Source organism: Metabacillus rhizosphaerae, assembly GCF_037201795.1.
Classification (GTDB): domain Bacteria; phylum Bacillota; class Bacilli; order Bacillales; family Bacillaceae; genus Metabacillus; species Metabacillus rhizosphaerae.
Map to the genome: position 1 here is coordinate 5349710 of NZ_CP147403.1, position 16166 is coordinate 5365875.

The window sequence follows — 16166 nt, forward strand, 5'->3', positions numbered from 1 at the left end:
TCAATCCGAATATCCGAGTCATAAGCAATTTTCTACCATAAATATAAGAACTAAATTTTTCTGTAAAGATGATATCCAGTAAAAGACTTTATCCTTGACTCTTATCACCTTGGTAAACAAAAAGGATACCTCACTTTTAGTTGAGGTATCCCTTTATATAAATAGTTAAATATTCATTTAATTGAATTCACAGTTTTAGTATCCTATTTTTCCTTTATAGAAAGCTACATTCTCTTTTGTTATTAACGGAGCTTCTAACTCAATATATTTTGGTATCGCTTCTCCAACTAACGTTTTAGCCGCCGCAAGAATTCCCATAGGCATGACTATAGGGTATGCAACTGTAGCATCGATGTCACCTGCTTCAATTGCTTCTAAAGATGATTTTTGTCCATCTACACTTACTACTACAATTTCATTTTCTCTTCCAGCAGCTTTAATTGCTTTTATTGCGCCCATAGTCATAACGTCAGCATGTGAAACAACAGCATCAATTTTCCCATTAGGAAAACGTTGCAAAATGGCTTCCATCATATGGTTTGCTTTTTCTTCCTGGAAATCAGCGTTTATACTATCTACTATTTGTATTTTATTATAACCTATAAATGACTCTAAAATCCCTTTGTGTCTGTCAATGCTCGTAGTAGAGTTGGCTGAACCTTGTATCTCAATAACATTACCCTTCCCCTCTAACAAGCTCACTATATGTTGTCCTGCTTTTCTACCAACTTCAACATCGTCAGCTTTGATGAGAGTTAATACATTGGTCGGTGTCCATCTATCTATCGTAATAATTGGAATACCCGCAGCTTTAGCACGATCTAAAGCAGGATTCACTTCGTTTCTTCTGACTAAATCAATTACAATAACATCTACTTTTTTAGCAATAAAATCATCTACAATAGCGGATTGTATCTCAGGGTTATTATCTCCGTTCCCAATGATAAGTTCCATATTAGGAAAGTACTTTCTCGCCGCTTCTGCTCCCATTCTTCTTGTCCCTAAACCGTATGGAAAAAAACCAGATACAATAAGACCAACTTTACCTTCAATAGAATCTCTAGATGCTTGTATAGTCAGAGATTCCTGACAAACATCACCACAAAACGCACCAAAGTCAATAGGGACATTAGCATTACTTTCAAAATTGCCTTCATCCGCATTTTTGTCGCTCTCTTTATGTTTTGAAAACTCCTCATCACTTTTTTCTATGCTTTCACATGCTGAGACCAAAAGAAAAGTAACCACTAATAATAAAACAGAATTTACATTAATTAGATTCATACTTACTATATACTCCTTTATATGAATTTTGTAATCTTGTAGATATGAATAAATTAAAGTAGATTAAGACTAACTTATAAAAATTTGCACCCAAAGAATCTATTTTTAACTTTTATGTTTACCTTATACCTTAGTTTGATATTTTTTCTTGAATTCAGAAGGTAGACTTCCCCACCTTTGCTTAAACAAACGGCTAAAATGCTTCGAATCTTGATATCCTACTGACTTTGCAATTTCAATCACTTTTAAATTCTGTTCTTGAAGCAATTCTTTAGCCGTTTCTAAACGAAGGTCTGTAATATAATCAAATACTGTTTTCCCAGTCTGTTTCTTAAAATATTGACAAAAATAAGTGGGGTTCATATAGACATAATCTGATATATCTTGAAGTGTAATTTTTTTGCTTAGGTTTTCATTAATCCATATTTTTGCCTTCATGATTGGAGTAAGTGAAGGATCTTGTTGAATAGCTAGTTGTTTTTTATGAACTTGAAAAATTGTTTCCTTTACTAGTTTTTCTAGCTGATTTATATTAGACTCAGTTTTAATAGCTTGCAAAATGTCACCCAAATCGCTGTGGACAATTCCTGACCCTGTATCTTTAATATAGAAATTGAACATAAAAATAATTAAGTATTCTACGGAATATTGAATCTCTAAAGGTGAGCGTGTCTTTTTGAATCTTTTAAATAAATCGCTTAATTCCTTTTCTATCTCAGATGTTTCCGATCTACCAAGCATACTTGTAAGCTTACTTGCAGACTCCTTCATGTTATTAGCAACAAGCCAATTGTTTTCATCAGTTGCTTTCAGTTCTTTGTTTAAACTTGAAGAATAAATTTGATTTCCTCCATAAATCATTCTCATACGTATCAAAGAATATAATTGTTTCTTTAATTCAGGAAGGATAAATAAATCTTCGAACGGATTACTCTGAGCAATTGAAAAACTGAAAGGTGTATATTTGTTTAGGCAAGATTTAAGTTTTCTAGAAAAAGAATCGCCTATTTCAAGAAGGTTATTTTCTTTACTCGAACTAAAAAGTATCACCCAAAAATGAAATCCCCCCTCCCTCCACCACCATCCTAGCTGTTGATGTCCTGAATTTTTATATTCCATGGTAACTTCATCTATGATATTTTCAGTCGCATATGCAAAAGCTCCCCAGTCTGCATCAGAATATTTACTTGTTTTAGAGGGAAATTCGTCAACACTAACATAACAAGCCTGATAAAAGCCTTCAGGGAAATTCTTGACCCAATACATTGTAGCGATGTCTTCTGGTTCAGATGAAATTGCTTCACTGAATAACTGAGTCTGTTTCACCAAAGTAAGCTTATCAGATTGTTTTATTAAATCTTTCAATTTATATGTTTCTTGTCTTTTGTCTTCAATACGCTTTACTACTTTTTGAAGAACCTCAAATAATTGCTTTCGGTCTATCGGCTTTAAAATGTAATCAAGTGCTCCTTCTCGAATAGCAGTTTGTAAAAATTGAAAATCGTCGTATCCGCTTACAATAATAGAAGAAAAATCATATTCTTCGTTCATATTTTTAATTTCTCTTAAAAGCGTTAGACCATCTATTTCAGGCATCTTTACATCAGTAATCAACAAGTCAAATTCAACCTGATGTTCTTTTAAAAATTCTATTACTTCAATACCATCAGAGAAAATTCCAACAAAGTCCCATTTGTCTCCAAACCTTTGTAATAATCGTTCCATACCTGTACGAATTCTTGCTTCATCGTCTACAATGATTGTTTTTATTTTATTCATAGAAATATTCCTCTTTTCTTTCGTATTTTTTCACCTCATCAACTCCTTCTATAACAGGAAAACGGAATTTAATAAGTGTTCCATTAGAAGTACCACTTTCCACGGTTAGTCCATATCTTTCACCAAACAACATAAATATTCTGGCATGTACATTAATCATTCCAAATCCAGAATCCCGTCTTCCAATAGGATCTGATTTTAATAGACTATGAATCTTTTCAAGAGTGTTCTCATCGATTCCTGTTCCGTCATCTTCCACATCTATAATGACATCTTTCGTACCAGGTTGTTTTCCAGGAACTGTTCTTATATAAATCCTAATAGTAAGTGTGCCTCTTCGTGCTTCCAAACCATGCTTTATGCAATTTTCTATAATAGGCTGTAAAATGAACTTAGGGGAGTATAATTGCTTCAAATCTATTTCAGATAAAATATCAAAACTCAATCGTTCCTCAAAACGGAATTTCTGGATAGTCAAGTAATTTCTAATATGTTCCATTTCTTTATGAAACGGAACGATACGGTTTTTATTGCTTAATGAAAATCGCAGCATTTTACCTAGTAATGTGACCATTTCGATAACTGTATCATCATCATTATCCTCCACTGCCATACTAATCGTTTCCAACGTATTGTACATAAAATGCGGATTGATCTGTGATTGCAGTGCATATAATTCGGCTTGTTTTTGGCGAATTTCAATATGGAATTTTTCCTTAATGAGCTCTCGAATTTTCGATATCATAGAATTAAAACTATTAGCTAATATTCCAATTTCATCTTTTGTGTCCACTTTAAGATCAACGTCAAAATTTCCCTTTTCCACATCTTTCATTAATCTGCTCAACTTATAGATCGGACGACTAACTCCCCATGCCAAAATAATCGAGATAACAACCGTCCCCAGGCCTATAATCACAAAAAATAAAATCGTAACTCCTTTAATTACGTCTGCCTTTCCAGTTAAATGTTTCATTGGAATTTGATGAACCATTATCCAATCATATTTTTCAGATTCACTTACGCTTACAAGTTGTTTTTCACCATCCACATATGAACTAAAGCTCCCATTCATAGTAGGATAATTATGCAAGTTTTCTATCGATCCATTCTGTTCAGGATCGGTATGATAGATTACCTTTCCTTGACTATTCATAATCCACATATCTGCTTTATTTTGATTATTAATATCCATTAAAATATCTTGAATGAAGGATAAATTTACGGCGTAAGCTAACGTACCAATTTCCTTTCTATTTTCAAAATCTTCAATTTTTCTAGTCATTAAAAAAAAGGATGGTTTTCCCTTAAAACGAAGGTCGATTTGATCCTGTAATACAATAGATTCATTTCCTTTAAAATCTGGTTTTTTCTCTAAACCTGAATAGGGTTCTATACTACTTGAGAAGAAACGTTCATTTGACCATAAAAAAACGCCTATTAATGGACTTTTATCGGTTAAATACGTGAGGGAAAGATAACTATTTACTTTATAATAATCAAGCTGTAAAGATGCTTGATTTGAATAGGTATCCTTTCTCAAAATTGATAATACTTGATTTGAGTTATACAAACGTTTAGGCAAATCTTCTAATTCAGACATTTGAATATCAATATTTTTGTTCGTCTGATCTAGTATTTTCGGAATATTTTCCCCCACTTGTTCCTCAATTAACTTTGTATACTGGTGATAAGAAAAATATACCAACACCGTCATAGGTATTAATGTTAATAAAATATAGGTAATGATTAATTTCATTCTTAACTGATAATTTTTTGGTCTCCACCATTGAGAACCTACTATTTTAGAAATCATATTGATTAATATTTTCCTTGGTAAAGAATATAGGTTGTCCCATAATAACTTCATTATCTTCCACCCGTATATTTCCTATATTAGGTATTTCCTGTTGATCAGTTGGAAATTCTCCATTAAGAAAATCATTAGCTAAAGCAACTGTAAGGTATCCTAACTTTTTGGGACTCCATAGTATAATGTCTTCTATTACTCCATCACTAATATAATTCCTCATATCTTTAGGCAATGATAATCCCAAAACTTCAACATCATCTTTCCCTGAATCTATAATTGCCTGTGTAATGGCAGGAGTTCCTAAGGGGCTCACACTAACAATTGCTGATAAATTAGGGTACTTATTAATAAGAAGTTTAGTAATTTCATAAGAATTTTCATAGCTATCATCATTAACCATAATTTCAATTAATTTTATTTTTGGATAGTATTTTTCCTGCTGTATTTTCATTGTCTTAATCCATTCATTTGTATTTGAAGTGGAATAATTATTTGTTATAATCGCATATTCTCCTTTTTCATTTAAACGAGCTGCCAAGTTATCCATTATGTTTGCTCCTAGTGTATCAGGGTCTACCGTGTTAACAAAAAAATCTCTTCCTGTCGAATCCGTATCCGAGTCCCATGTAATCACCTTAATTCCTTCTTTACGAGCTCTATCCATTACAGGTAGCAATTTATAAGGATCAGTTGCCGAAACTGCGATTACATCAACGTTTTTTTTAATCAGTCCTTCAATAACTTGTATCTGCTGACGGTAATCATCAACAGGTGCACCAGTAAATATCAGCTTAATGCCTAACTTTTCAGATGCTTCTATTGCCCCCTCTTCAACAGCTTCGTAATAAGAAGAGTTAGCTATAAACCTTGGAACTAATGCAACTGTGTAGGAATTAGTTTGTAAATCACGTTCTATTTTTTTACTCCTTCCTGCTTTATCCATATTCTCATATATTATTTCCTTTGGGGAATTACCCACTTCACAACCGCTTAGAATAGATATCAAAGCAAATAGAAAAAATACTAATCGCATATGTTCCTCTCCTAAAATTGCTCTTCCAATAAGAGCAAAATTTATTTTCCTTTATAAAATTTAATATAAGCTAATAATAGATTAAATTTGAGTAGTAGGTATAAGTAGGCATACAAACATAGGATTATTACATATAACTTTATGGGATAACCTTTAAACCAAAGTAATTGCTAATAGAGTCATAACATGATTTACATAACATATATAATGTTATGTAAAATCCTTAGCACTCTTATTGGTAACGTTTACATAATAGGTTATAATATAAAATCTCTAAACGCAAATTTTGGTGTAAAAGCAAAATTACCGTCCTTCTTTAAAATAGTTGTATTAGTATTATATAAAATAGACAGAATTATAATTTTAGAGCTAAAATCATATAATATTTAGAATTATAAATATTTTAGCTTTTTTTGTCTATAAAATAAACTTGGAAAGTAGATCCATATCAATTAACGGATTTTTAGTACATTGTTTTCACAATCTCAGTTAATTTTAATAATAAGAAATGATTATTTGTTCCCTTCAGATAGCTTTACTGAATAATTCATACCTGTGTGATTTTTATGATATTTCTTTAATCGGCCTTTAAACTTTCCTTCTTTCTTGGCAAGCCCAATCCCTTCACGTTGTCGCATACGATAAGATCTCGCTCTAATTGAATCTGGAGTATCTTCCCACAAGACGTGTTAATAACACTTATCGTCAGAGTAAGAATAATACAGTGAAATGTAAAAAAGACTTATTATATGTATCTTAGAAAATATTCTTAAAATTTTTACGAAAAAGTTTTAGCACAAGTGAAAATAAAAAAAGCTTCAATCCCTATACAAGGAACTGAAGCTTTTCACTCTGATGATCCGAGAGGGATTCGAACCCCCGACCCCTACCCTGTCAAGGTAGTGTTCTCCCACTGAACTATCGGATCAAAACATTATCAAACTACATGTTAAATTATATTCAAAAGATCTATAAAAGTCAATATTGCACTTAAAAAATGAATCTTCTAATTACGACTACAGCACCCGTTTTTTATCTACACAATTCACATCATTCGACTTATTTCCCAGAAAATAAAAAAACCTGAATACCTCGTGTCGAGGATCAGGTTTTTTCGACATTATGCTTGTACAGACATTTTAGGTTTACTAGTATTGTTACGTTTCCACACATATTGTAAAGTGAGTAACACCACGAACATAACAATTCCTATGATATCTGAAATACTCTCAGGATAAATTAATAGCAAACCTACAATGACAGCTAGGATTCTTTCCAACCAGTGCATGGCTCTCATCCAATATCCAATAACACCAGCGCCAATTGCGATCATTCCAACCATAGCTGTAAAAACAACCCAAATGACTTCCAACCATGTTGTATCAATCATGAGTAGTTCTGGTGAGAGAACAAAAATGTATGGAATGATAAACGCTGCGATCGCGAGTTTCGATGATTCAATTCCCGTCCGTAACGGCTCGCCTCCAGAGACGCCTGCTGCTGCAAATGCCGCTAATGCAACAGGGGGTGTAATATCTGCAATAATTCCAAAATAGAAAACAAATAAATGTGCTGGTAAATCTGGTACACCTAACAAAATCATTGCCGGTGCTGCAATTGTGGAGGTAATAACATAGTTTGCTGTTGTTGGTGAGCCCATTCCAAGAATGAGTGCAGCCACCATTGTCAGCATAAGTGTTGGAATTAAATATCCCCCTGACAATTCAATTAAACCATTTGCTAGCTTTAGACCTAAACCTGTTTTCGTTACGATTCCGACAATGATTCCTGCTGCGGCAGTTGCTGCTGCAACAGCCAGTGCAGTACGAGCTCCATCAACTAATGCATAAATAATATCAATGAATTTCATACGTGCCGCTTTATTAATAAATCCAACCACGATTGAGATTAGAATTGAATACAAAGCAGCATGTGTCACCGTAATGTTCGACATAAGTAACAAAACAATCGCCAAGATTGGGATTAATAAATAAATCTTTCCAAAAACTTCTTTTCGGCTTGGCATTTCTTCTTTTGTTAAACCGCGCAATCCTAGTCGTTTTGCCTCAAAATGCGTCATAATCCAAATTCCTGCAAAATAAAGAACGGCTGGGATTGCTGCAGCTTTAGCTATATCCCAATAGGTAATCCCGTTTCCAATAAATTCAACCATGAGAAATGCTGCAGCACCCATAATTGGTGGCATTAATTGTCCCCCAGTTGAGGCTGATGCTTCTACTGCTCCAGCAAATTCCTTTTTATAGCCTAATTTTTTCATCATCGGGATCGTAAACGCCCCCGATGTTACAACATTAGCGACTGAACTCCCACTAATTGTTCCTTGAAGGGCACTAGAGAAAATAGCAACCTTTGCAGGCCCCCCAATACTTCTCCCTGCAATTGCAATTGAAAGATCGTTAAAGTATTGGCCAACTCCTGTTCGAATTAAGAAAGAACCAAATAATAAGAATAGGAAGATAAATGTTGATGAAACAGCTAATGGTGTCCCTAAAATTCCCTCTGTTGTAAAAAACATGGTCTGCACTAGTCTATCCAAGCTCAACCCTCGATGGGATAAGAATCCTGGCATATACTCCCCGAATATTCCATAAAGTACGAAGATAATCGCGATAATCATAATTGGTAGACCGACTGCGCGTCTAGTAGCCTCTAAAACTAGAAGGATTGCTATTAAGCCAACTGCAAAGTCCAAGGTGGTCAAACGACCAACACTCATGACAAGATCCTCAAAGAATAATGGCCAATATGCACCTACACCAATACTTAAAACAGCTAGTATTCCATCATACCACGTAATCTGAAACTTCCCTTTCTGCCTTTTCTTTCTGTTTCCTGGAAATAATAAAAAGATTAAAGATAATGCAAAGCCTAAATGGACGGTACGTTGAATTTGTGCTGTAAATACTCCAAAAACTGCTGTATATAGCTGAAATAATGAAAAAGCGAGAAGTCCAAAAAAAGCGATGTAACCCAATATTCCAGTTAGTTTCCTTGTCCCTGCTTCAGGATCATATTTTTCTATTAGTTCCTGTTGCTCTTCTTCTGTTAAATACTTAATTTCCTCTTTATCAGCCATTAATATTCACTCCTTTCAGTTGTTGCCATATCGTAATTTTTTTCTGCGATATTCTGACCCATGTTCCAGGTTTAATATAATTAGATAATGAATATGTCTTATTCTGATAGATTAATCGATGATTCGCTCTCACTTGTCCAATTCTCAAATCAATAAAAGGGAATGAACGACTCATATTTTTTATATAGTATGTACCATCAATTTCCTCAAATACCTCGTCACCTTCAGCATTAGAAGGCATCCCGACTGCAAAGTCCTCGTATGCAAGCTCTGTTTGGTTGATTTGATTGTCGGATAAACGATACGATTCAAGCACATCTGAGAGATGAATGGAGTGTGTATACTTTATTTGAAAGGTTTTCACCTTTTCTAACGACAAATAGGCAAGTAATTTCTCTTGATCTTCGTATGTGAAGGCAATTACTTGTTTATAAGGAAAAAAAAGAAGAAAAATGATGAAAAGTAGTAGAGGAAAACACAGTAATACAACAATAGTCTTCCTTTTCTTCATTAATACCCCACCGATCAAGATAGACTTAAAATTGAAATCGATAGACCGCACAAAGCGATCTATCGATTCCTTAATAAATTTTTATTCTGTCATTCCTTTTTCTTCAAAATACTTTGCTGCACCAGGATGCAGCTCCATATCACCTAAACCCTCTAGTGCCGTTTCAGGGGTAATGAACTCACCTTTTGCATGAGTAATTTTGTCAGTGTTCTCATATAAAGCTTTTGTCATCTCATACACTAGGTCTTCTTTAAGATCATTTGTGACAACGAGCATTGCTTTTACGGCTACAGTATTAACATCAGCCTCAATATTATACGTTCCAGTAGCAACTTTATCCTTCGAATAATGTGGATATTGCTTAATTAGCGCATCGATTTTATCATCAGCAATTGGAATAATCACAACATCATTTTGTGCGGATAACGCTTCGACTGCACCAGTTGGTGTTCCCGCAGTAACAAATGCTGCATCAATATTACCTGATTGGATTCCATCTGTAGACTCGTCAAATGAAAGATTTTGTGCTTTAATATCTTCTTTGGTTAAGCCATAAATTTCTAGAATTTGCATGGCATTTATATATGCTCCTGATCCAGGAGCACCTACTGAAACTGATTTTCCTTTTAGGTCTTCAACAGATTTAATTCCACTTTTCTCTGTAGTTACAAGCTGTACCGTTTCTGGATAAATAGAACCGATTGCTTGAATATTGTCAATTGGGTCACCTTCGAACATCTCTTTTCCTTCAATTGCATATGCTGCGATATCAGTTTGTGAAAAGGCAATCTCCGCCTCTCCTGCTCTTAGAGTTTCCATGTTTTCAGCAGAAGCACCTGATGTTTGCGGTGTAATATTCGCGTCTGTGTTATCAGAGATAATTTTTCCAATTTGTCCACCAAGTGGATAATATGTACCTCCTGTTCCCCCAGTTAGAAGACTTAAGTTTTGCTTTTCACCGCTGCTATTTCCACCTTCATCACCAGCAACATCTTCATTACCAGCATTCCCACATGCAGCAATAATCATCGTAAGTGTTAATATCATTACAAATAAAAAGCTACTACGAATTTTTTTCATAAATTTTCCCCCTCTGTAATTTTGTGTAAAATTATACAAGTTTATATTAACATAAAAAACAACAAAATTGTTAATTGTGAAGATTCTGAAATCTGTATATCCTAAGTCATACTCTTCTATTTCAATCGTTTTTCTAACGATTTCCAAGTAATAGCTTACTTATTTAAGTATATATGTTTTAGAGTTTCAGTACATGCATAGAGTGGTAAGGAAATAGATTAACTAAATGGATTCTTAATAAAAATCTTATATAAAACATCAAGATAGCACCAATAAGAATTTCTTATATTCTTTCAAAAGTTTTCCGTATTTTTAATAATGAAAATAATTATGTATAATTTTAGCAGAATAGGTGGGGGGAATTAGATGTTAGTAATTAGACAAATTAACCCAGAAGATACATATCTAATAAGACATAAAGTTTTACGTCCAAATCAATCGATTGAAGCTTGTAAATTTGAGAATGATCATCAAATAGACTCATTTCACTTAGGAGCATTTTTTAGAGAGACGTTAATTAGTATCGCCTCTTTTCACAAAGAAAAGCATCCATGTTTTGATGAAGAACTTCAATATCGCCTTAGAGGAATGGCCACACTACAAGATCACCGCAAACTAAAAGCAGGTAGTTCTATCCTATTACATGGTGAAGAATTACTAAAGGAAAAGAATGTTGAACTATGGTGGTGTAATGCGCGGATTTCAGTCAGTGATTATTATAAAAAATTGGGTCTACATGAATTTGGTGAAGTGTTTACGATCGAACCGATCGGCCCACACAAATTAATGTATAAAAATATTTAGACTCGGAACAACTTGTTCCGAGTCTTTTTTAAAGGCTCTTTTCTAAAAGATTCTTGTTTTTGAACAAAACTGATTAGGTTGATTGGAACGGATATGCGAGACTCCTGTGGGAGTAGCGGGACAGATGAGACCCACGGAAAGCGAGCATCCTGGAGTGCCAATCACCAACCCAATACTATTTTAAAAGCAACAAAGTTTGGCGAGTCAGCCTTTCTAAATTATGCAAATCGATAGTAAATAAGCAAAAATGTACTTAACACAAACAAAAAATTCAGTGAGACAAAGATCATTTGATCAAGTCTAGTTTTATGAATTTTAATTGGCGGATGATAAAATGAGATCCCTTCGATAATAAAAATGAGTAGGACTATATGAATCATCGCATGACCTACAACCTCTGTATAACCAAAGATTGTTGTAGTGAGGATAAAAAGAATCGTTACAACAACAGCCAATACTCTATTTAATATTCCTACCACTAATAGGTACCCTACGACAAATTCGATAAACGCCGAGAGAACAACAAAGATCCCCGGATCAAAGCCAAACGTTGGAACATTGTGGTGATGAATAATATCTGTCGTCATCATCGGATAGACCCACTTTTCTACAGCTACCCAACATAAACTAAGGCCCGTTCCTAAATATAAAAATGGAAAACCAACTGTTTCTAACTTTGTACGCCCTACTAATAAAACACCAATAATAGCTAAGTAAAATCCGTAGTCTAACATATGAAACCACCCTGCTTGACTCCATACATTAATAAACAATCCTAACATAAACAAAGCGGCAATCTTTGTAGCATAATGATGTGGGATTAATAAAAAGATAATAATGATCCACATCACAACTGTTTGCCACGTATCGTGAATCGTAAATTCAGGAGCAAACATCGTTTCATATGAGACTTGAAAAATAAATGAAACAGCCGTCCCATATTTCAAAACATGTCTAGAATACTTTCGAAAACTATCTAGCTTCTTATCCAGCCTTGATGCTAGGGGAATATCCATTACTTTACTCATCACCTGAGATAAAACAGCCAGTAAAACTGCGCACAGTAATGAAATCGTAATGAAAAGTGGTGATAAAATCTCCTCTATACTAACCTTTTCAGGTGCGACTTTAGCAAACCATTTAACATGAGCATGTGTAAGCATTGGAGGTAGTAGTACTGCTAACAAGAGTAACAACAATGATACCAATTTTTTCATTTAAGAAACTCCCTTTTTGAGGTATAAACTTAGTTTGTTACATTTTTCAATTTGTATGTATTTTGGAGCTTATCTTCTCTATTAAAAAAAACTGACCCAAATAGAGTCAGTCCTAACGAACACTTTCTTTCTTATTAACTTGTGGTAGCTTCTCTAATGCTTCAGAAAAATCTTTAATTAGGTCATTAACATTTTCTAAGCCGACACTTAATCTAAGTAATCCATCTGAAATTCCTCGTTTTTCACGTTCCTCTGGAGGCATTGCTGCATGTGACATTTTTGCAGGGTAGGATAAAATTGATTCAACCGCACCTAAACTTACTGCAAAAACCGGCAGTTTAACTTGTTGAACAAGCGTCTTCACTGCTTCACCATCAGCAAGCTTGAATGAAAGAACGGCACCTGCTCCATCTGCTTGGTATCGTTGAGTTTCATGTCCTGGGTGAAAGCTTAATCCAGGATAATAGACTTCTACAACCTTAGGATGTTCACTTAGAAACTCAGCAATTTTCAGAGCAGATTCAGAGGATTGCTTCAAACGAACATGTAATGTTTTTAATCCTCTTAACACAAGCCAAGCATCTTGAACACCTAGTACTGCTCCAAATGCATTTTGCAGTTTGTATAGGCGATCACCTAATTCAGTATCCCTCACAACAGCAAGACCTGCAAGGACATCACTATGACCTGCTAAAAACTTTGTCGCACTGTGTAACACAATATCTACACCTAACTCTAAAGGTCTTTGTAGCTCTGGTGTCAAAAATGTATTATCTAAAAACGTTAGACAGTTATTTGCCTTCGCAAGGTTCACAATTCCTCGAATATCTGTAACTTTCAACAACGGATTTGAAGGTGTTTCCATGTAGATTACTTTGGTATTCGGACGAATCTTTGATGCTACTTGATGAAGATCTGTCATATCAACAAAAGTATGCTCAATCCCGAATCTAGTTAGAACATCTGTTATGATTCGAAAGGTTCCACCATATACGTCCTCAGTCACAAGGACATGATCACCTTGGGAAAGAAGCAGGAATGCTGTTGAAATAGCAGCCATTCCTGAAGAAAATGCCAAGCCTTTTGTTCCACCCTCTAATTCTGCGATCGCTTGCTCTAACGCTTCTCTTGTGGGGTTACCAGAACGTGCGTAATCATATTTCCCAAATTCATCTATATCAAATTGATGGAAAGTTGATGAATGGTGAATTGGAACACTAACAGCACCTGTACCTCTATCTACCTTTGATTCATTATGCAAAAGTTTTGTTTGAAACGACCAATCATGATTGCTCAATTGCTTCAGCCCCCTTCATTTGTTTAAAGCTCTGAGCTAAATCTTCGATAATATCCTCAGCATGTTCTACACCTACTGAGAAACGCAGTAGTCTATTACACACACCATTTGCCATTCTAATTTCCAATGGAATGTCCATATGTGTTTGGGTTGCAGGGTAGGTAATAAAACTTTCGATTCCACCTAAGCTTTCCGCAAAAGTAATCGTCTTAAGGCTTTTTAGAAATGGATTCACCAATGTTTCATCCTGCAAACGGAATGACAGCATTCCACCTTTTCCTGGATATAAAACATCGAGAACATCTGGATGTTCTTCTAAAAATTGTGAAACGGCTTGAGCGTTTTGCTCATGCTGTCTCATGCGAAGTGATAATGTCTTCATTCCTCTCATTAAGAGCCAGGAATCAAACGGTGATAAAACCGCGCCGATCGCATTTTGATGTTGGAAAAACTCATCGCTTAATTGCTCACCCTTTGTAACAACTAGACCCGCAAGCACATCATTGTGTCCACCTAAATATTTTGTTGCACTATGGATCACAATGTCAGCTCCATCAAGGATTGGTGTTTGAATAATAGGTGTATAAAATGTGTTATCAACAATCACTAATAAATTATGTTTCTTAGCTAACGTCGCAAGCTCTTTAATATCAGCTTCCTGCATTAATGGATTTGTCGGTGTCTCGATAAATATCGCCTTTGTTTTTTCAGATATTAATTTTTCTGTTTCTGCTGGGTTTGTGAAATCATCATATTGAAATGATAAACCGTACTTTTTCCATTCTCTTTCAAATAAACGATAAGTTCCACCATAGAGGTCAGATGATACGATAAGTTCATCACCACTTTGGAATAATGCCATAATCGTTTGAATAGCAGCCATCCCTGAACTGAATGCAAATCCACGATCACCATGTTCTAAATCGGCAATGGCCTTTTCAACTAATAGTCTTGTAGGATTTCCTGTTCGAATATAATCAAAGCCAGTTGATTCTCCGATTCCAGCATGTCGATAAGCTGTCGAAAAATAGACTGGCGGATTTACCGTACCTGTAACATTTTCACTTCGATTTCCAATTTGCGCTAACTTCGTTTCAATTCGTTGACTCATGTCTGTCACCATCCTAAGTTAAGGTTATTTTTCTTGATTATGCACATGAGAGGAAGCACATTTTTAGAGACTTTCAAAACAAATTAAAAAGCCTTCCCCGGTAAGAAGAAGACTGTGTATTTGAGTGCGCTTCTTCTTATCTCTCAAGCATAATGCTGGTGTGGCTTGCTGGATTTAGCACCTTGGCACGTAGAAGATCTTGGGTGGAGCTTAAAAGTAGTTGAATTGCAATTAAACTTAGGAAACTCTATAAGTTGTTACAGCACGCAAGTGCTTGCGGCTTGCACTAGCAAGCCTGCACCAGATAATAAAAAATGCTTCGAACAAACAAGGAAGCTTTGTTCGATTCATTTTTTATTATCTGGCGGTGCTGTAAAAAACTTACTTAAAGTTTCGCTTAAGATTCGCAAATCAACGGTTACGAGATCTTCACTCGTTTTGAACCGGTTGCTGAGGCTTCATAGGGCCAGTCCCTCTGCCTCTCTTGATAAGAAATGTATGAAATTTTTAATGTTTACTTTTTTTTACTACTTTACATGATTCGAGTTGAGATTGCAACACAATTATTGTAATAGTTTGATATCTTCGACAATTTTTTCATTCGGTACTTCTGATACACCTTCATATTGTTCGAGTATCGTGTTGCCTTTCATAAGATAGATTGATGTGCTGTGAACGAATTGGTTTGAGCCTTCTAGTTTTGCAGCAGGCGCAAGAAAGCTAGTGTTTGAGAAGGATTCAATTTCTGCTTGTTCATAGCCAGTGAGAAAGTTCCAATTTTTAAAATCGGCACCGAATTGTACTGCAAATCCCTTTAACACTTCAGGTGTGTCATGTACTGGATCAATGCTAAAGGAGACGAGCTCAACATCTACTTTTTCGTCTTGTAATTGCTCTTGAAGTGTTGCGATATGTGCGGTCATTGGTGAACAAACAGTATCACAATTTGTGAAAATGAACGTAGAAAGCCAGACTTTATCTTCATAATCTGACATTTTTACTTTTTCTCCAACTTGATTAACAGCATCTAAAGGCTCAACTGTCCCGTTTAAAGAAAAATGCTCCTCTAGGTTGATAGACTGTGAACAGCCTACCAACACTAGAACAGCAAGGAAAGTGATAAAAACAAGTTTTTTCACG

12 protein-coding genes, 1 tRNA gene, 1 pseudogene and 1 riboswitch are annotated in these 16166 nt (G+C 35.0%); of the genes and pseudogenes, 1 reads left to right on the forward strand and 13 read right to left on the reverse strand.

Annotated features, from left to right (window positions below):
* Positions 1–195 precede the first annotated feature (195 nt).
* From WCV66_RS25345 to WCV66_RS25385, 9 genes and pseudogenes are all read right to left on the reverse strand, one after another.
* Positions 196–1284: a substrate-binding domain-containing protein gene (locus WCV66_RS25345; RefSeq protein WP_338787358.1), complete on the reverse strand. Its 1089-nt coding sequence runs from the start codon at positions 1282–1284 to the stop codon at positions 196–198.
* Positions 1285–1407: 123 nt separating this feature from the next.
* Positions 1408–3063, reverse strand: coding sequence for a response regulator (locus WCV66_RS25350; protein ID WP_338787359.1), 1656 nt, complete (start codon positions 3061–3063; stop codon positions 1408–1410).
* Positions 3056–4933, reverse strand: a complete 1878-nt coding sequence (locus WCV66_RS25355; protein ID WP_338787360.1) for a sensor histidine kinase — start codon at positions 4931–4933, stop codon at positions 3056–3058. The genes WCV66_RS25350 and WCV66_RS25355 overlap by 8 nt, the downstream gene beginning before the upstream one ends.
* On the reverse strand, positions 4869–5909 hold the full coding sequence (locus WCV66_RS25360; protein WP_338787361.1) for a substrate-binding domain-containing protein: 1041 nt from the start codon (positions 5907–5909) through the stop codon (positions 4869–4871). Before WCV66_RS25360 ends, WCV66_RS25355 begins: the two co-directional genes overlap by 65 nt.
* A gap of 512 nt (positions 5910–6421) precedes the next feature.
* Positions 6422–6570 (reverse strand): annotated as a pseudogene (locus tag WCV66_RS25365) (recombinase family protein); the annotation flags it as partial.
* Positions 6571–6765: 195 nt separating this feature from the next.
* Positions 6766–6837, reverse strand: a tRNA-Val gene (locus WCV66_RS25370).
* A 192-nt stretch (positions 6838–7029) separates the two neighbouring features.
* Positions 7030–9006, reverse strand: a complete 1977-nt coding sequence (locus tag WCV66_RS25375; protein WP_338787362.1) for a TRAP transporter permease — start codon at positions 9004–9006, stop codon at positions 7030–7032.
* A complete protein-coding gene (locus WCV66_RS25380; RefSeq protein WP_066323609.1) occupies positions 8999–9517 on the reverse strand; it encodes a DUF1850 domain-containing protein in 519 nt (172 codons plus the stop codon). Before WCV66_RS25380 ends, WCV66_RS25375 begins: the two co-directional genes overlap by 8 nt.
* Before the next feature lie 81 nt (positions 9518–9598).
* A complete protein-coding gene (locus WCV66_RS25385) occupies positions 9599–10597 on the reverse strand; it encodes a TAXI family TRAP transporter solute-binding subunit (RefSeq protein ID WP_338787363.1) in 999 nt (332 codons plus the stop codon).
* Positions 10598–10963: 366 nt separating this feature from the next.
* Here WCV66_RS25385 and WCV66_RS25390 point away from each other — a divergent pair, with 366 nt between their 5' ends.
* Positions 10964–11401, forward strand: coding sequence for a GNAT family N-acetyltransferase (locus WCV66_RS25390; RefSeq protein ID WP_338787364.1), 438 nt, complete (start codon positions 10964–10966; stop codon positions 11399–11401).
* Between the two features lie 218 nt (positions 11402–11619).
* Here WCV66_RS25390 and WCV66_RS25395 read toward each other — a convergent pair whose 3' ends face one another.
* The 4 genes from WCV66_RS25395 to WCV66_RS25410 form a co-directional block, all read right to left on the reverse strand.
* Entirely contained in the window at positions 11620–12618 is a 999-nt protein-coding gene (locus tag WCV66_RS25395; protein ID WP_338787365.1) for a DoxX family membrane protein, read from the reverse strand.
* A gap of 112 nt (positions 12619–12730) precedes the next feature.
* On the reverse strand, positions 12731–13915 hold the full coding sequence (gene metC, locus WCV66_RS25400; protein WP_066323589.1) for a cystathionine beta-lyase: 1185 nt from the start codon (positions 13913–13915) through the stop codon (positions 12731–12733).
* The gene (locus tag WCV66_RS25405) at positions 13902–15026 is read right to left on the reverse strand and encodes a methionine biosynthesis PLP-dependent protein (RefSeq protein WP_338787366.1); all 1125 of its coding nucleotides are present in this window, start codon (positions 15024–15026) and stop codon (positions 13902–13904) included. Before WCV66_RS25405 ends, metC begins: the two co-directional genes overlap by 14 nt.
* A gap of 133 nt (positions 15027–15159) precedes the next feature.
* Positions 15160–15520, reverse strand: a riboswitch (SAM riboswitch).
* Positions 15521–15589: 69 nt separating this feature from the next.
* Positions 15590–16165 (reverse strand): SCO family protein, encoded by a 576-nt coding sequence (locus WCV66_RS25410; protein WP_338787367.1) that lies wholly within the window; start codon positions 16163–16165, stop codon positions 15590–15592.
* Position 16166: the final 1 nt, after the last annotated feature.